The sequence below is a fragment of the Streptomyces sp. NBC_01497 genome (genome assembly GCF_036250695.1).
Lineage (GTDB): Bacteria > Actinomycetota > Actinomycetes > Streptomycetales > Streptomycetaceae > Streptomyces.
This window is the reverse complement of record NZ_CP109427.1, coordinates 7020792-7036609: the sequence shown is the minus strand read 5'-3', so window position 1 is coordinate 7036609 and position 15818 is coordinate 7020792. Positions and strand designations below refer to the sequence as shown.

Genomic DNA, 15818 nt, shown 5'->3' with positions numbered 1-15818 from the left:
CAGCCGAAGAACGCGGGACGCCCCGCCCCGGCTGTGGGTCCGCGCTGCTTCGTGACTTTCAGCAGCCCGTCCGGCTCCGCGCGGATCACGGTCGCGGTGCACGGCGAGGTCGACTGGGACGCCCGGAGCGTCTTTCTTGACAACCTGATGGACGCCCTGGACGCGTCGCAGCAAGGGGTGGACCTCAACCTCTGCGATGTCACCTTTTGGGATGGCTCGGCCCTGAGCGCCCTTCTGGAGGCACGCCGGCACGCCGCCGCCAGCACCAAGACCCTGGTGTTGGCCGCCACCAGTCCCATCGTCCGCCGTGTTCTCGAACTCACCGACACCGCTGACCTCTTCACCGACGGCACAGAGGACTGACCGGGCACCGCGCTACGCCTGGCGGAGCCGGACGGCCTGCCGCCGCATGAACATGCGCTCGGCAACGAAACACTTCCGTCCGTCAGTTGCGGTCCCGCCTGGCCAGGACGCGGTGCCGCGCGATCGCGGGCAGGACGAACCAGGCCACGCCGAACCACACCACCATCCCCACCACGATCCACAATGCGGCGGTGTTGCTGCCCGCCACCCGCAGGACGAGTAGCAGCGCCGCCGCCATGGTGCACACCAGAAGGACCAGCCCCATCACCGTAAGACGCGACGCCCATGTCACCGTCTCCGGCTTCATGTGCCGCCCGGTCAGCATGCGGTGCAGCGACACGGGTCCGACCAGCGCCCCTGTCGTGCCGGCACCGAGCGCGACGGTGACTACGTACAACGTACGGTCGGCCGAGGACAGTTCACCAAAACGCGACTGGAAGGCGACTGTCAGCAGGAATCCGAAGAGGATCTGCACACCCGTCTGGGCGACCCGCAGCTCCTGCAGGAGCTCTGCCCACAGCCGGTCCGCACGCTGCTCAGGTGTCTCGTCCCTGCCGGAAGCGCCGCTGGCGGGAGACGCCATTTCTCCGCCGTCGGACTCTCGCATCATGCTGCCCTCCACCTGATCGTCGTCCAGTCGAGGCGCACCGCTTGGCCACCAGGCACTCCCTGCCGGCGCCATGCGAATGCCGCTGCCTCCCTTGTACCCGCTGCGCTTTTGCACGTTCTCGCGTTCCGGGAGCTGAGACGGCGCACCTCGCCGGACCAGCCGGGCGTCCATTCCGCGACCGGGTGCCTGCAAGCGTGGATCGCCATGACGGGGCCAGAGAGGTCGAACCGCTCGATGGTCGGTTCCCCTTGTGCTCGCCCCAGTGCGTACGCCGTCCGGGCAGGCGCTTCGGCACCCCCCGCGTCCCCGGTCCCGTCCTCGGCCGCGGCCAGCGGCAAGACCGCAGCAGTCTCGGTCATGCGGCTGCTGCTGAGGTGCGTCAGACGTGGATGGAGCGTCGAAGCTGGTAGCGGCAGGGGTCGGCTCCCCCTGGGCGACCCGAGTGGGCCTTGTTCTGGAGTACGCCCCCGCGTCGACGGCTGACGCCGACATGAGGGCGGGGAACAGCGCAGGGCGGTGACTGGGGTGCGCTCGTCACAGCATCGTGCGACGCCTGCTGGCCGTGTGCCGACCGGGAGCGCCGCACGTCACGAGGGACTGCGACGCTCCGTCTGTCGGCACGGCGGCAGAGGCACTCCTGCACGATCAAGCGGAGAGCCGCCCGGCGGATTCAGGCGGCGACGGCGTTGCGGGTGATCTGACCCTCTGCGAGGCGTTGCCGGGCGGCCTGCAGGGCGGTGTCCACGTCGCGGGTGCCGGTGGCAACGCAGAGCGTGTAGGAGACGTCTTCCAGGCGTTGCCGGGACTGGGTGCTGCCGTTCTCGGCCTGGAGGGTGTGGAGAGTTTCGTACTGCTCGATGAGGTTGCTCAGGACGGCAGGATGGGCCATCAACACGGCAGCTCTCCTCTCACGCGCGAAACGCGTGCACGGCGGGGCGGAAGTCGCTTCGCCGGATACCCCCACCCGCCCACCTTCACGCACGCTGTCTCTCGCCGCGAACCAGGACACCCGAGATTGTCGGGGCTCTGCTGAACCTCGGCCCTCTACGACGGAACGTCCGTCTGCTGGCATGCCGGGGTCGAGAAGGCGGCGAACGCAGCGTCCAGCAGTTTGCCGAGGTCCTCTCGGCCGTCGCTCGCGCTCCATCGCCCGAGGACGATCCACAAGATTTCGAGCGCTGCCGCTACCCGAACGTTGGCGACGACCGATGACCCGTCGGTCGAGGAAGCTGACTTCTGCAGTCGGGCGACGATCTTTGGCCGCCATTCAGCCTGCTTCTCCCGAAGGCGTGCGCACAGGGCTGGGGTCTGCTCGACGAGGCCGAGGATCGTCACGAGTTCCTGGACGTCGCGCACGAGGAACCCCACGGCTGACTCCAGAGCGTTGCGCAGCCTGCTCCAGTCGTCCTGATTGGCTCGCTCGGCATCGAGGGCGTCAGCGATGACGTCACCAACAGGGTCGAAGACGAACAGAACCACGTCTTCCTTGGTGCCGAAGTAGCGCAGGAAGGTACTCCGCGACACTCCAGCGGCTTCGGAGAGGTCGGCGAAGGTGACCTGGCTGAAGCCGGTGAGGCAGAACCGGTTGAACGCCACGCGAGCTAGCTCTGCTCGCACCGCGTGACGGCCGATCTCACGGGTACCCACTGGTGCTGCACTCATGGAAACGAGTGTACTCCGACACACCCGTTTGCTTCTTTGCGTACGAGTTCATAGCCTGATACTCAGTGTCAGTCGCGAAGCTTAGGTTCGCGATGCTTTCCCCCGGACTGCGGCCCAGTCACGCGCCGCCCCCTACCGCGAAGTGGAGCCACCCCATGAGCTACAACGACCTCCCCGCCCTGACGATCGGCGTCTCAGATGGGGTCGCGACGGTGACAATCGATCACCCGCCGCTGAACCTGATGGACGCGGTCCTCCTGCCCTCACTCCGGGCATTCGTCGCGCGTGTGCGCGATGACGCCGACGTCCGCGTCATCGTCTTCGAGAGCGCCGACCCGGAATTCTTCGTCGCGCACGGCGACATGGCCTACCTCACCGACCCTGACGCCCTGCCTGCAGCCACACGCGCCGCGATCGCGGCCGCACCGGACTCGGTCATCCCCGAGGGCCTGAACATCCTCCAGACGATGAGCGAGGAGGTCCGCTCCCTGCCGCAGGTCACCATCGGCAAGCTCGCGGGCTTCGCACGCGGCGCGGGCAACGAGTTCTTCATGTACCTGGACATGCGATTCGCGGCGATCGGCAAGTCGGGGCAGGGGCAGCCGGAGTCCTTGATGGGGATCCTCCCCGGAGGCGGCGGCACGGTGAACATGACGCGCCTGGCAGGAAGGGCCCGCGCGCTGGAGCTCATCCTCGGCGCCGAGCTCGTGGGCGCGGAGCTCGCGGAACGGTACGGCCTGATCAATCGTGCCCTGCCCGCAGCGGAACTCGATTCCTTCGTCGACACCCTCGCCCGACGGATCGCCGGCCTCCGCCCGGAGGTGATCCCCATCACGAAGGCTGCGGTCGACGCGATCGCGCAGCCGATTCCCCGTGCGGCATACGCCGTTGAGAACGAGGGCCTGTTCGCGGCGTTCGGCGATGAGGTCACCGAGCTCGCCCACAAGCTGCTCGCCGCTGGTATCCAGACCCGCGAGGGCGAACGCGACCACGAGCGCATCGCCAACAGCATCTGAGTGCCCGGGCTCGTGCTATCAGGTCCCGTTGATCATGGAGTTGCCGGCGCTCTGTGATCACCGAGGAGACCTGTGCCCGGGCTTCCATCATGGCTGACCGAGCCGCTCTGGGGCCAATTCGCGGTCCTGCTGCCCGATCGGCCGGAACACCACCCGGACCATCCACTTGGGTGCCACCGCCGACGCATCAGCGACGGGATCATCTTCGATTCGCCGCCTCGGCGATCGCACCCCCTTCGCCCCGTTCCTGAACCGCCACACGACGCCCTCGAAGTGTCACCGCAGGTTCTCCGGGTACGGCCCGCACTCGCCGACCGGCAGTCATGAGGCGCCGTGGAGAGCCTCGGCATCAAGGTGGGCAGGGACCCCAGTGAATATGGCGTTGCGACGCTCTGTGACCGCTGGCGAGACTGGGCGCATCCTTCGTTTCAGGTCGCCTGCGTGGCCAGCCTGCGCAGGGCGCGCACGGCAGGTGATCCGGGGTCGGCCGTCATCAGGACAACCTCCTGGTCATCCTCGGGCACGAGCAGGACATCGCAGTTCAACCGCAGCGTACCGGCCTCCGGATGGTCCAGGGTCTTGGTGCGGTGTCCTGGAGCGTGGATCGGACGCTCCTCCCAGATCTGCCGGAACTCCTCACTGCGGGCGTGCAGTTCGGCCAGTAGTTCGGCCAGCCGCGGGTCATGCGGGTAGCGGTCCGCGGCCCGGCGTAGCCGCGCCACCACGACGTGCCCGAATTCCTCGGCGCTGGAGCTCTCGTACATCCGCCCCTGGCCCAGGAAGCGGCGTCGGGCCAGGTTCGTCGTCCCGTCTCCAAGGTCGGCGCCGAGCAGGGCCCGGGCCAGGGGGTTCCAGGTGACGACGTCGTACGCCGCGTCAGTGACGATGGCACCGGTCTCCGGCAGGCGCTCCAGCATCCGGGCCACCTGCGGGCGCACCCGCCGCACGGCGCTGATGCCGGGCGGCGCGCTCGAACCCGCCAGGCGGAACAGATGGCTGCGTTCGGCCGGCGTGAGCCGCAGCGCGCGGGCCAGCGCGTCCAGGATCCGGGCCGATGGCCGCGGCCCCCGGGCTTGCTCCAGCCGCGTGTAGTAGTCGACCGACATGTGGGCGAGCTGCGCCACTTCTTCGCGGCGCAGACCCGGTGTGCGGCGGTCGGTGCCCGTCGCCGCCAGACCGATCTCATGCGGACGCAGGGCCGCGCGGCGGTCCCGCAAGTAGTGGGCCAGCTCCTGCCGCGCCATGTCGTCTCCTCCCACTGCCTGGTACAGGCTGTCCCTGGCAGAGCACCCACGACCATGCGAGCGTGGTTGCCATGAACGATCGCATAGCTTTGGTCACCGGTGCCAACAAGGGAATCGGCAAGCATATCGCCCGGCTGCTCGCCGCCGAGGGCCTCACCGTGTACGTGGGCTCCCGTGACCCCGGTCCCGGGCGGCGGGCCGTCGAGGAGATCGGCGCCGGGGCCCGCCTGCTGGTCCTCGACGTGACAGATCCCGACGGCATCGCACAGGCCGCGGCTCAGGTGGACCGCTTGGACGTACTGGTCAACAACGCCGGCATCTCGCCGTCACTTGCCCCGCCGGCCGACACCGGCGTCGAGGAATACCGGCGCACATACGAGACCAATGTGTTCGGGGTAGCGGCGGTGACCAATGCCTTCCTGCCCGCCCTGCGCCGGTCCCCGCGCCCGCGCATAGTCAACATCTCCAGTGGCACCGCGTCGCTGACCTGGAGCACCACCCCCAATCCCCAGTTCACCCCGGGAAGCGGCGGCGCCGCCGCCTACCGGTCGTCCAAGGCCGCCCTCAACGCCCTTACCGTCCTGTACGCCCAGACGCTGGCCGAGGACGGATTCAAGGTCAACGCGCTTGCCCCCGGCCTGCGGGCCACCGAACTCAACCCCCTGGCCGCCGCTGCCGGCGGCGACCCGGCCGAGGCCGCGCAGGGTGCCCTCCGTCTGGCCCTGCTGCCGGACGACGGCCCCACCGGTGGCTTCTTCTCCTGGGACGGAACGCCCGTGCCCTGGTGATCAGTCATGGGCGCCGTCGAGGACGGGTGTCCCAGCGGTAGGTGGTCCGGGCACGGCAAATCAGGTTACGGACGGTGATGGTCGTGTCGGCGAGGTCGAAGAACGCGTCGATGACGGTGGTGCGCCGCTCGTAGCAGCGGGCGAGCCGGTGGAAGGCGTTCTGCCAGTCATGGGTGCGCTCGACATGCCACCTCTGGCCGGCCTGGATCGGCGCCTTCTCGCCCTTGTGCGCGATGCGTCCGTGCAGGCCTCGTTCGCTGAGCAGCGCGCGGGTCTTTTCCGAGTCGTGGCCGGCGTCCAGGTGCACGGTGATGTCGTCGGGTAACGGCCCAAGGTCGTCCTGGCGGTCCAGGGTCGGGGCGAGCAATGGGGAGTCGTGACGGTTGGCGCCGGTCTGGACACGACCCAGCGGAATGCCGTACCCGTCTGTCATGCCCGAGCGTTTCAGTCCCTGTTCGCCGCGATCGACCGGTGAGCGACCGGCCACCTCGCCGCCTCCGGGACGACGGCCAGGAGCACGCTGTACGCCTGGGCGTGTTTCTCAGTAGCAGCCGCTCGCGCCGGGCGTACTGAGCGAGGAACGCGCGCAGCAGCTGCCCACGCTCGGCATCTGAGCAGCGCGCAGACGCGAGCGTGCACCGGAGCCATCGGTAGCGGCTCCGGTCCCGCCGCTGCTGGTGGCTCCACCAGGAAGGGGGAACTACCGTCGGTCATGCGACACCGGCGGCCTCAGCCCTCCAGTGGGCGGCCCGTGCCTCGTGCGCGTGGGTCAGACTCGGTCCCGACTGCTGCCGTCGGCCATCCCCGTGCGGCGGGCCGGCCACCAGCTCCGTCTCCTACACCGGCCTTGGGAACATCGGTATGGCGGGTACAGCGGTTGGCGCTGAGAACGATCATGGTCCTGGTGTGGGCGCCCTGATCCGGTTCTCGTACTCACGGCGGTCTTGCGCTGGGCCGGGACCGTGAGGAGGTCCTGATCGCCGTCGAGTGGCTGGCATCGGGCGAGGAGCGGCGGTGCGGCGGGGGCGGCGCTGACGCGCAGGGTGCACACCCTGGCCCCGCCGTACCTCACCGGCTGGCTAGCGCAGACCCTCTCCGTGCGCGGGCTGCGGGGAGCTGCGCAGCCGTTCCTCAAGGCGCTCCAGCAGAGCGTGCAGGTCAGGGGCGACGGCAAGGTCGTCCAGGGTCGGGGCGGGCAGGAAGCCGGAGTCGACCAGGCCGCGCAGGGCATCGAGCAGCGGCGTCCAGAAGCCTCCCGCATTGAGGAAGCCCACCGGCTTGGTGTGGAAGCCGAGTTGGCGCCACGACCACACCTCGAAGATCTCCTCCAGCGTGCCCAGACCACCGGGCAGGGCGATGAAGGCGTCGGAGTACTCGGCCATGATCGCCTTGCGCTCATGCATCGAGTCGCACCTGACCAGCTCGGTCACCCCCTCGTGAGCCCACTCCCGCTCGACCATGCTGCGCGGCATGACGCCGACGACCTCGCCGCCCGCCTCCAGCGCGCTGTCCGCCACCACCCCCATCAAGCCCCGGCGGCCACCGCCATAGACCAGACCGATTCCGCGCCGAGCCAGTTCAGCGCCGACGTCGGCTGCCAGCGCGGCGTACGCGGGGTCGTATCCGTTGGACGAGGCGAGGAACACGGCGAGACGGCGCATGAAGATCTCCGGAGCACGAGGAGGGGACCCTTCGGTCTACCACGGGCGCCAGAGCTGTGACCAAAGGGTTTCAGCGAGGGACGACCCACGGGACGGCGCGCCAACCGGTGGCCATTCCTCGGCACCCGAAAAGCAGCTCAGCCCGGTCCGCGCCCTTCGTCGTCATCCGGCTCCGGCGCGTCCGGATCACGGAGCGGGTACGCGGGTGAACGCCGTCCCGCTCGGCCGCGCCGGCGGCCCGGCGCCGCCCCTCCAACTCGGAGAACACCGAGCCCTCCGGTGTCTGAGCCTCGCCACCAACTCGCCAGGCAGCGCCAGGTCGACGCGGCGGGCGGGCGCAGGGCGGCGCCGGCGGCGGCCAACGATCGGCCCGACCGAGAGCGAGCACGTCACGGTCGAGGCCCAGGTCGCCGTCTACCTGCCTGACATCCATCATGTATTTACCCTTTGCGGCGTTTCACCCAACTTGCCCTGGATCGGGAGTCGCACGGGTCGAGGCAGCTGCAACCTCGTCAGGCTCGTCGAACGCGATGCGATCGGATGGACCGGTTTGTCGCGCAGCCTCTATGAGGCAAGGGGGGACAAGAGGGCTGCTGCCGTTCAGCCCCGAACGCCCGATCCGGTTTCGTCCGGTCGTCTGCGGTTGCCGTGCCAGTCCAGTATCAGGACGGTGGCGTCGTCCCGGAGACTGCCGTCGCAGGCGTCGAGGACCGCGGAGGTCAGGCTCCGTACGGCTTCTCGTGGATGCAGCGCGCGCGTGTCTTGGATGAGTGAGATCAAGTCGACGGCCTCGGCACCGCGCTCCTGCATCCCATCGGTGAGCAGGACCAGACGGTCCCCGGGAAGCAGTTGCAGCTCCTGCGGACGGTAGGAAGTGGGCGCCGCCACGCCGAAGGGCAGATTGACGTCAAGCTTGAGTTCTTCGACGGCGCCCCTTCGTAGGCGTAGCGGCCGGGGGTGGCCCGCGTTGACCAGTTCGCACAGGCCCGTGTCGAGATCAACGCACAGCAGCTGTCCCGTGGCCAGGCCGCGGCTGTGGCTCAACAGGGACTGGTGGGCGTGGTTGGCTTGTCTCAGGGCGTCGCAGCCGCTGCGGCGTGACTGGCGCAGGGCGCCGACCAGCAAGGTGGCCAGTAGCGCCGAGTTTGTGTCGTGACCCATGGCGTCGGTGATGGACAGGTGCAGGGTGTCGCGGTCGAGGGTGTAGTCATAGGTGTCCCCACCGATGTCGTCGGCCGGGACCAGCCCGGCGGCAAGGGTGAACTGCTCCGCCTCGCAGCAGGGTGCCGAGGGGAGCAGCTGATGCTGGATCTCCGCGGCCAGGCTGGTCTGGGTGGTGCGCCCGCTCAGGTGGTACAGATCGGTGAACCGGCGGTCCGTCACGATGATGTAGGCCAGTGCGTGCGCCGCGTCACGGACCTGACGCAGCACGGTGTGGTCGGTCGACTGCAAGGTCACCTCCAAAACTCCGATGCAGTCGCCGCGGTTGCTGACCGGCGTGATGACGCGCCGTCCGCCCTGTCCGTCCGCTTCTACGTACTGGCGCTGGCCTTGCAGCACGGCGTCGTAGACGCTGCCCTTCAGGTCGATCGGCCCGGCACGGCCCGCGTCATCGGCTCCGGCCGCGGCGAGCCGTACCAGCTGCCGGCCGATGAGGTCGACGAACAGGAACGACACAGCCTCCGCGCCGAACCGCTTCCGCAGATCGTGTGCCACAACCTCGACGGACTCTCCGGGCGGCGCCGCTTCCGCAGCGGCCAGCAGCTCACCCAGTTCAAGATCTCCACTCTCCACGACAACCTCCATTCGGCTGCCGCAGCTTCTTCCCCGGCTCTCCGCAACATCACCTGAGAGGCGTGTCTTGCCTGGTCAGGGCGGGCGGAGGATCGCTGTGAGGACATCCAACTGCGCCTTTGGACCTGGAGCTGGGCTCGCGAGTCCTCGGGTACTGAACGCGTCCTGATCGTTCGGGCCGACACGCGTCAGGAGTTCCTCCGCGGGGCGGCGGGCCCGGCCTGCGTGGTCAGCGGGACCTACGCATCAGATAAGAGAGATCGGTTTTCGGGCACATGGCGCCACCGAACGGGGGAAGACGGCGTTTCGGAGGTAATAACTATGGTTCCCATTCTGCTTGTTCTTCTTCTCGCTCTCATTCTCTTCGGGGCCGGTTTCGCTCTCCACCTGCTGTGGTGGATCGCGATCATCGTGCTCGTCGTGTGGGCGCTGGGCTTCCTGATCCGCCCGGCCGCACACAGCGGTGGCAAGCGAAGCCGCTGGTACCGCTGGTAAGAAGCTCACCGTTCCGTGGTGAGGGCAGCCCCGTATTCGGTGGCCGCCCTCACCATTGGTGTGTGTCCCCTTACTCGGCGGGTTACCCGGTGGGTGGGAAACGCCGTGCCGGGTAGGTGTAGTGGAGGTCGGGACGGCTCTCGTAGCAGCGATAGGGAACCGCTCCTCCAATGCGGGGGCCACCCTGGCGTAATTCGAGCCCTGCCGAAAAGGCGGTCACTTACCTTTCCGGCAGGGCTCGAAGGTCTGTTCAGGACAAGGCCGCTGAGGGGCCGAGGGCCCATCCCGACCGGCGGCACCGCTCCCGCCACGAACTGGCGAGCTGACCGGAGCAGCGGTGTCGGCCATGACGACTGGGTCGCCAAGGTGGACCCACCGGGACGCCTCTCGGGCGCCCGTGCCGCGTGAGCCTCGTCGACGCCCTTCACGCGGTTTCCGGCAGGACGGCCGCGCGCGCGGAGGTTTCTCTCCCGGTTGGCCGGACGGATCGGGCTGAGCGAGCACCGAGCCGGTGAGATCGCCCTGGCAATGTCCGAAGCCGCCCCCAACACGACCAGGCACACTGTCGCGGGGGTGATCGTGCTGCGAGTCGTGCGAACCGACAGCAAGCCGGGTCGAGTTCCTGGCCGTGGACAGCGGGCCGGGGACGGCAGACGTGGCCGCTGCCATGCGCGACGGCCGCTCCACCACCGGCACGCTGGGCACGGCCTGGGCATGATCGCCCGGCTGGCGGACACCTTCGACCCGCACGCGGCGTCAGGGCACGGGACGGTGTTGCCGGCCCGCTTCTGGCCACGCGACGCTCGCCGGGGCATCCCGGCTACCAGTGGTGAGCCACCGCGGTCCGTGGTGGGAGGAGGGACCCGGCCCCATCAGCGGAGAGCAGGAGTGCGGGGACTGCTGAGCAACACGCTGGGGCCCCACCGAGCCGACAGCGCGCGGGTCTCCCCCGCTCCGCGCGGGGCCAGATACCCCACCGCGCATCCCGGAGCGGACTGCGCCAGGCTGCGGCATGCCCGCAGCCGGTCCGCAGACGGCTGCCCGTAGTGCGAAGCAGGAGATACTGGTGATGCTCTGTGACGGGCTCGGCCACCGCCCCTGGCACAGTCTGCTGTCCAAGCCGCCGCGCGATCTCTGGAGCCCTCCAGCATTCCCCGGCCGTGATCGCAGCTCGTCTCATGCGCGCCGCCGGCAAATGACACGACGACGCCTCTGCCGTCGCGCCCCAAGGGCTCTGGTAACGCCCTCGCCGAAGTCCCGGATCGCGCTCACCTTCACCACACCCGCAACTACGCGAGGAAGACCGCCCGTCCGCTTCAGAGGACGTGTCTTCGCAGCGGATCAGCTGGGCGCGGGTCCCCTCGGTCACCAGGGACAGGAGCCGCGGCTCATCGACATCGCCAACGACGGTGACGTACTCGCTCCAACTCCGCAAGACACCCGGTGATCGGTCGATCCGCCGCATCGACAGCGAACCGGGCACAGGCACGCGCTGCCCGGCGGCAGGCCACTGCTCCGGACCGCTGAACGCCCGGGCAGGCGCTCAGTTTGGCGGGATGTCCCCTGCGATCTTGTCCAGATGCTTCAGTTCGCCGGAGTCGATACCGGAGGCTTCGGCGACCTCGTGAAGAGGTTCTCCTTCGCGGACCGCTGCCACGGCCTCAAGTTCTACATCAACACGAGCCGCGTCCGCGGCAGCCGCAGCGCTGCGCTGGCGCTGGGCGGCCAGTTCTACGGAGGAGATTGCATCCATAACCCGCATATTCCCACACGCGCGCGGCGCTCATGCACCGACAGGCAGCGAGCCAGTGCCCGCCGCCGGCACACCACTCGTCGTTTGCTTCGTAGAGGGCTCCGCGACAGCCGGCACGTACGGCAGCATCAATTCCGCCCTCGCCCACAGCGGCAACATCGATACTCCGTTCGCCGCCAGCACCCCTGCGGCGGGCCGGCAGGGCGGCCACGGCAGCGGCGGCTTCAGCACCAGGAGCCGTACGGTAGGGCGCGCCTCGGGCCTTGCATGCGATACGGCCCGGTACGCGCCCATCCGGCGAGCCAACTGCGCCTGGTCGCGGGGCAGGTCAACCACTTGCCTTTATGTCCGCCACGAGTGGAACGCAGCATGCTGACGCGCCCGACCCTGCGCCTCGAACCCGGCTGACCGGTGCTCAGCCCCTCGCGCCGTCGTCCGAGCGCGCGAGCCGGGCCGCGAGGTAGGGCGCGGTGGCGCTGCGGCGGGCCCTGGCCACCTTGGCCGGCCGGCCCGCCGCAACCACCCGCCCGCCCGCGTCGCCGCCGCCCGGGCCGAGGTCGATGACCCAGTCGGCGGTGGCGATCGTGTCCAGGTCGTGCTCGACGAGGACGACGGTGTTGCCGGCGTCGACGAGCCGGTGCAGTTGTCGCAGCAGCAGCGCGATGTCCGAGGGGTGCAGCCCCGCCGTCGGCTCGTCGAGCAGGTAGAGCGCGTGGCCGCGGCGGGCTCGCTGCAGTTCGGTGGCCAGTTTGATGCGTTGCGCCTCACCACCGCTGAGTTCCGTCGCGGGCTGCCCCAGCCGCAGGTACCCCAGGCCCACCTCGCGCAACGTCTGCAGACTGCGGGAGGCGGCCGGGACGGCCGACAGGAACGTGGCGGCGGCGTCGACGGACAGCCCCAGCACTTCCGCGATGTTCTTGCCGCGGTAGGTGACTTCCAGCGTTTCGGCGTTGTACCGGGCGCCCCGGCAGGTCGGGCACGGCGCGTAGGTGCCAGGCAGGAACAGCAGTTCCACCGCGACGAATCCTTCGCCCTGGCAGGTCTCGCACCGCCCTTCGGGCACGTTGAAGGAGAACCGCCCGGCCGAGTAGCCGCGCGCCCTGGCCTTGTCCGTCGCCGCGTACAGCTTGCGCACCGCGTCGAACATCCCTGTGTACGTGGCCAGGTTGGACCGGGGAGTTCGGCCGATGGGCCGTTGGTCGACCCGGACCAGCCGGTCGAACGACTCGACTCCCGACGCGTCCTGGACGTCGACCTCCAGCTGCGCCTCGTCGGGCTCCTCGGGTACGAGTCCGAGGTGGCCGCGGACGACCTCGGCGAGCACCTGCGTCACCAGCGTCGACTTTCCAGAACCGGACACGCCCGTCACCGCCGTCAGTACGCAGAGCGGTACGTCGACGGACACGTCGTGCAGATTGTGGCGGGAGACGCCGCTCAGGTGCAGCCAGCCGTGCGGTGTGCGCGGGCGGTGATCGAGCGGCTTGGCGCGCCCGAACAGGTACTCGCTCGTGGCCGACTCCTCCACCCGCTCAAGACCGGCGACCGGGCCGCTGTACAGGACGCGCCCGCCGCCCTCGCCCGCGCCGGGGCCGATGTCGACCACCCAGTCCGCCCGCCGTACGACGTCCATGTCGTGCTCCACGACGAACAGCGAGTTGCCCGCCGCCTTGAGGCGGTCCAGCACGTCCAGCAGCGGTTCCGCGTCAGCCGGGTGCAGGCCCGCGGAGGGTTCGTCGAGGACGTAGACGACGCCGAACAGCCCCGAGCGCAGCTGGGTGGCGATCCGCAGGCGCTGCGCCTCGCCGGGTGACAGGGTCGTCGAGCGGCGCCCGAGGCTGAGATATCCGAGGCCCAGGTCGAGCAGTACGTCGACCCGCGCGACCAGATCGCCGCAGATCCGGACCGCGGCCTCGGTCGTCGCCCCGGATAGGGCGGTCGACGTGGTGGCGTCGGCCTCGGACCGCCCCGCGAAGGGCCGCAGCAGCGCCACGACCTCGGTGAGCGGCATCGCGTTGATCGCGGCGATGGAACGTCCGGCGAAGGTCACGGCGAGCGCCTCGGGCCGTAGTCCGCTGCCGTGACACACCGGGCAGGGCACACTCCTGACGAAACGGAGCGCGCGTTCGCGCATCTTCTCGCTCTTGGAGTCGGCGAGGACGTGCATGACGTGCTTGCGGGCGCTCCAGAACTTGCCCTGGTAGCCGTAGTCGACGCGGTCCTCCTCCGGCTCGATGTACACGGAGGGCTGCTCGTCCGTGTACAGCAGCCAGTCCCGGTCCTTCTTCCTGAGCCTGCGCCACGGCCGGTCGATGTCGATTCCCAGGCCGCTGACGACACTGCGCAGGTTGGCGCCCTGCCAGGCGCCCGGCCAGGCGGCGATCGCCCCCTCGCGGATGCTCAGCGAGGGGTCCGGGACGAGCAGGTCCTCGGCGACGTCGTGCACGACGCCCAGTCCGTGGCACTCCGGACAGGCGCCGGCCGCAGTGTTGGGTGAGAACGACTCGGCCTCCAGCCGTGCGGCCCGGGGCGGATAGGTACCGGCGCGCGAGTACAGCATCCGCAACAGATTGGACAGCGTGGTGATCGTGCCGACCGTCGAGCGCGAGCTGGGCGACCCGCGTCGCTGCTGCAGGGCCACGGCCGGTGGCAGTCCGGTGATCTCCCGCACGTGCGGCGCGCCGACCTGTTGCAACAGCCTTCGGGCGTACGGTGCCACGGACTCGAAGTAGCGCCGCTGGGCCTCCGCGTAGAGCGTGCCGAACGCAAGCGAGGACTTGCCCGAACCGGAGATGCCGGTGAAGGCGACCATCGCGTCCCGCGGAACGTCGACATCGAGGTTCCGCAGGTTGTTCTCACTGGCGCCCCGGACATGCACGAAGGAGTCGGTCGCGTCCTTGTTCACCGTTCCTGATTACCTGATCGCGCCGGGAACCGCGCGACGGGCGCCGTCACCGGGCCTCGCTCACACGTGCGCAACGTGCAGTGAGCACGATCGATCCGACCTTCCGGGTTGGACACACCGACCGGGTGGCCGGTGGCGCGGCACGCGGTGCAGGCGGGAGCGGGTGTTCGCGGTGACCCCCGCGATCGTGACCCTGGTGGTGAGAGCAGGCCCTTACAGGCCCTTGGTGGAGACCGAGGAGATCTGGCCGTACGGCCTGTACCCGCCGGCGGGAGCCAGCGTGTCGCGTGGCGCAGGCGCCACCCCGGGGGCATCCTGTGGGCACTTGCGATCGCGGGGGCAGCCGACGAGAAGAGTCCTGCCATGCCGGTGTCGTCGCAGGGCGTTACGGTCGTGGCTCTCCTCGCGGACCCGGACGCGCCGACAGAGATCGCACAGCGCATGGCCCGGATCCTTCCTGATCGGCTCGCCGACAAGTCAGGCCAGAGGCGACGGTTCGACGTCGAGGTGGTCAGCGAGCCCTTCACCTCAGGGACCGAGGACCCGCCCACCTTGATGCGCCGGGTCGTGGACCGCAGAAGTGCGGAGAACTGGGACATCGTCGTGGCCCTCACCGACCTTCCGCTGCACTCACACAGGCGCAAGCTCGTTGTGGATCTGAGTCACGAACACGGCGTGGCGCTACTGTCCCTTCCGTCGCTGGGGGGCTGGCGGCTGCAGAGAAAGGCCCGGCGGGCCGTGGAAGAAGCCGTGCTCAGCTTGGCAGGCCCGCGGGCCACCGGGGCTGAGGGAGCTTCGCGAGGTCAGCCACCGCTGGGGTCCTTCGTCGGTCGTCTCGCACCCATCCATCCGGGCCCGGTCGATGAGGAGGAGACCGCCGATCTGCGCTACGTCGCCAGCGGGCCGCGCGGTTACCTCAGAGTGCTCGTCGGTATGGTCCGCGCCAACCGGCCGTGGCGGCTGGTGCCAGGTCTGTCCAAGGCCCTGGCGGCAGCACTCGCCACAGGAGCCATCGCCACCGTGAACGCCACCGTCTGGAACCTGGCCGCGTCCCTGAGCACGCCACGCCTCGTGATCGCCATGGTCGGTTCTGTCGGGCTCATGATCGGCTGGCTGATCGTGGACGCGAACCTGTGGCATCGAACAGCGGAGGTCTCGCCTCAGGCGAGGAAGAGGGCGGCTCTCTACAACGCCTCAACCGTCGTGACCGTGGGTATCGGGGTGCTCGTCTGCTACGCGGGTCTGCTGGCCATCAACCTGGTGTGGGCGCTGTTCATCCTCAACGACCGGGTATTCGCCTCCACGACGCGAAACCCGCTTCACGCCACGGAGTACTGGACGCTGTCCTGGTTCGTCGCTTCGGTGGCCACGGTGGGCGGCGCACTGGGATCGGGCTTGGAGAGCAACGAGGCGATCCGGGCAGCCGCGTACTCCAAGCGCGAACAGGAACGTCGCCGCACGCTGCAGGACGACCACGGTGACTAGGCAATATGGGGCAAGCGCATCGGAGTCCGCATCGCACGCGAAGGC

At 69.3% G+C, this 15818-nt stretch carries 15 protein-coding genes and 2 pseudogenes; 7 read left to right on the top strand and 10 right to left on the bottom strand.

Annotated features, from left to right (window positions below):
- Window positions 1-51 precede the first annotated feature (51 nt).
- Entirely contained in the window at window positions 52-363 is a 312-nt protein-coding gene (locus tag OG310_RS29770) for an STAS domain-containing protein (RefSeq protein ID WP_329458914.1), read from the top strand.
- A gap of 82 nt (window positions 364-445) precedes the next feature.
- On the opposite strand, the gene OG310_RS29765 is transcribed toward OG310_RS29770, so the two are convergent.
- The 3 genes from OG310_RS29765 to OG310_RS29755 all read right to left on the bottom strand — a co-directional run bounded on the left by OG310_RS29765 (window position 446) and on the right by OG310_RS29755 (window position 2635).
- Complete coding sequence (locus OG310_RS29765) at window positions 446-973, bottom strand: DUF6328 family protein (protein ID WP_329458913.1); 528 nt, start codon at window positions 971-973, stop codon at window positions 446-448.
- 670 nt (window positions 974-1643) lie between these two features.
- Window positions 1644-1868, bottom strand: a complete 225-nt coding sequence (locus OG310_RS29760; protein ID WP_329458912.1) for a DUF5133 domain-containing protein — start codon at window positions 1866-1868, stop codon at window positions 1644-1646.
- Between the two features lie 149 nt (window positions 1869-2017).
- Window positions 2018-2635: a TetR/AcrR family transcriptional regulator gene (locus OG310_RS29755; RefSeq protein ID WP_329458911.1), complete on the bottom strand. Its 618-nt coding sequence runs from the start codon at window positions 2633-2635 to the stop codon at window positions 2018-2020.
- Between the two features lie 155 nt (window positions 2636-2790).
- On the opposite strand from OG310_RS29755, the gene OG310_RS29750 reads away from it, so the two are divergent.
- Together OG310_RS29750 and OG310_RS29745 are read left to right on the top strand one after the other, a co-directional pair.
- Window positions 2791-3651 carry an enoyl-CoA hydratase/isomerase family protein gene (locus tag OG310_RS29750; protein WP_329460462.1) on the top strand — a complete coding sequence of 287 codons (861 nt, stop codon included), beginning with the start codon at window positions 2791-2793 and terminating at the stop codon, window positions 3649-3651.
- A 72-nt stretch (window positions 3652-3723) separates the two neighbouring features.
- Window positions 3724-3861, top strand: a pseudogene (locus tag OG310_RS29745) (IS5/IS1182 family transposase); the annotation flags it as partial.
- 218 nt (window positions 3862-4079) lie between these two features.
- Here OG310_RS29745 and OG310_RS29740 read toward each other — a convergent pair.
- Complete coding sequence (locus OG310_RS29740; protein WP_329458910.1) at window positions 4080-4895, bottom strand: helix-turn-helix transcriptional regulator; 816 nt, start codon at window positions 4893-4895, stop codon at window positions 4080-4082.
- 71 nt (window positions 4896-4966) lie between these two features.
- Between OG310_RS29740 and OG310_RS29735 the strand changes: the two genes are divergently transcribed.
- Window positions 4967-5683 carry an SDR family oxidoreductase gene (locus OG310_RS29735; RefSeq protein ID WP_329458909.1) on the top strand — a complete coding sequence of 239 codons (717 nt, stop codon included), beginning with the start codon at window positions 4967-4969 and terminating at the stop codon, window positions 5681-5683.
- A gap of 4 nt (window positions 5684-5687) precedes the next feature.
- On the opposite strand, the pseudogene OG310_RS29730 reads toward OG310_RS29735, so the two are convergent.
- The 3 genes and pseudogenes from OG310_RS29730 to OG310_RS29720 form a co-directional block, all read right to left on the bottom strand.
- Window positions 5688-6191 (bottom strand): annotated as a pseudogene (locus OG310_RS29730) (transposase); the annotation flags it as partial.
- 571 nt (window positions 6192-6762) lie between these two features.
- Window positions 6763-7344 (bottom strand): TIGR00730 family Rossman fold protein, encoded by a 582-nt coding sequence (locus OG310_RS29725; RefSeq protein WP_329458908.1) that lies wholly within the window; start codon window positions 7342-7344, stop codon window positions 6763-6765.
- Between the two features lie 600 nt (window positions 7345-7944).
- A complete protein-coding gene (locus OG310_RS29720) occupies window positions 7945-9138 on the bottom strand; it encodes a PP2C family protein-serine/threonine phosphatase (RefSeq protein WP_329458907.1) in 1194 nt (397 codons plus the stop codon).
- Window positions 9139-9459: 321 nt separating this feature from the next.
- On the opposite strand from OG310_RS29720, the gene OG310_RS29715 reads away from it, so the two are divergent.
- The gene (locus tag OG310_RS29715; protein WP_329454023.1) at window positions 9460-9633 is read left to right on the top strand and encodes a hydrophobic protein; all 174 of its coding nucleotides are present in this window, start codon (window positions 9460-9462) and stop codon (window positions 9631-9633) included.
- Between the two features lie 474 nt (window positions 9634-10107).
- Window positions 10108-10680, top strand: a complete 573-nt coding sequence (locus tag OG310_RS38605) for an ATP-binding protein (protein WP_443078763.1) — start codon at window positions 10108-10110, stop codon at window positions 10678-10680.
- A gap of 496 nt (window positions 10681-11176) precedes the next feature.
- On the opposite strand, the gene OG310_RS29710 is transcribed toward OG310_RS38605, so the two are convergent.
- The 3 genes from OG310_RS29710 to uvrA all read right to left on the bottom strand — a co-directional run bounded on the left by OG310_RS29710 (window position 11177) and on the right by uvrA (window position 14288).
- The gene (locus OG310_RS29710; RefSeq protein WP_329458906.1) at window positions 11177-11386 is read right to left on the bottom strand and encodes a hypothetical protein; all 210 of its coding nucleotides are present in this window, start codon (window positions 11384-11386) and stop codon (window positions 11177-11179) included.
- 30 nt (window positions 11387-11416) lie between these two features.
- A complete protein-coding gene (locus tag OG310_RS38600; RefSeq protein WP_443078762.1) occupies window positions 11417-11722 on the bottom strand; it encodes an oxygenase MpaB family protein in 306 nt (101 codons plus the stop codon).
- A 79-nt stretch (window positions 11723-11801) separates the two neighbouring features.
- Window positions 11802-14288 (bottom strand): excinuclease ABC subunit UvrA, encoded by a 2487-nt coding sequence (uvrA, locus tag OG310_RS29705; protein WP_329458905.1) that lies wholly within the window; start codon window positions 14286-14288, stop codon window positions 11802-11804.
- Between the two features lie 363 nt (window positions 14289-14651).
- On the opposite strand from uvrA, the gene OG310_RS29700 reads away from it, so the two are divergent.
- Window positions 14652-15773, top strand: coding sequence for a hypothetical protein (locus OG310_RS29700; RefSeq protein WP_329458904.1), 1122 nt, complete (start codon window positions 14652-14654; stop codon window positions 15771-15773).
- Window positions 15774-15818: the final 45 nt, after the last annotated feature.

Bases quoted from the DNA above. Each gene is read 5' to 3' on its own strand.
- OG310_RS29765 (WP_329458913.1), bottom strand. From the start codon at position 973: ATGATGCGAGAGTCCGACGGCGGAGAAATGGCGTCTCCCGCCAGCGGC.
- OG310_RS29755 (WP_329458911.1), bottom strand. From the start codon at position 2,635: ATGAGTGCAGCACCAGTGGGTACCCGTGAGATCGGCCGTCACGCGGTG.
- OG310_RS29750 (WP_329460462.1), top strand. From the start codon at position 2,791: ATGAGCTACAACGACCTCCCCGCCCTGACGATCGGCGTCTCAGATGGG.
- OG310_RS29740 (WP_329458910.1), bottom strand. From the start codon at position 4,895: ATGGCGCGGCAGGAGCTGGCCCACTACTTGCGGGACCGCCGCGCGGCC.
- OG310_RS29735 (WP_329458909.1), top strand. From the start codon at position 4,967: ATGAACGATCGCATAGCTTTGGTCACCGGTGCCAACAAGGGAATCGGC.
- OG310_RS29725 (WP_329458908.1), bottom strand. From the start codon at position 7,344: ATGCGCCGTCTCGCCGTGTTCCTCGCCTCGTCCAACGGATACGACCCC.
- OG310_RS29715 (WP_329454023.1), top strand. From the start codon at position 9,460: ATGGTTCCCATTCTGCTTGTTCTTCTTCTCGCTCTCATTCTCTTCGGG.
- OG310_RS29710 (WP_329458906.1), bottom strand. From the start codon at position 11,386: ATGGATGCAATCTCCTCCGTAGAACTGGCCGCCCAGCGCCAGCGCAGC.
- OG310_RS29700 (WP_329458904.1), top strand. From the start codon at position 14,652: ATGCCGGTGTCGTCGCAGGGCGTTACGGTCGTGGCTCTCCTCGCGGAC.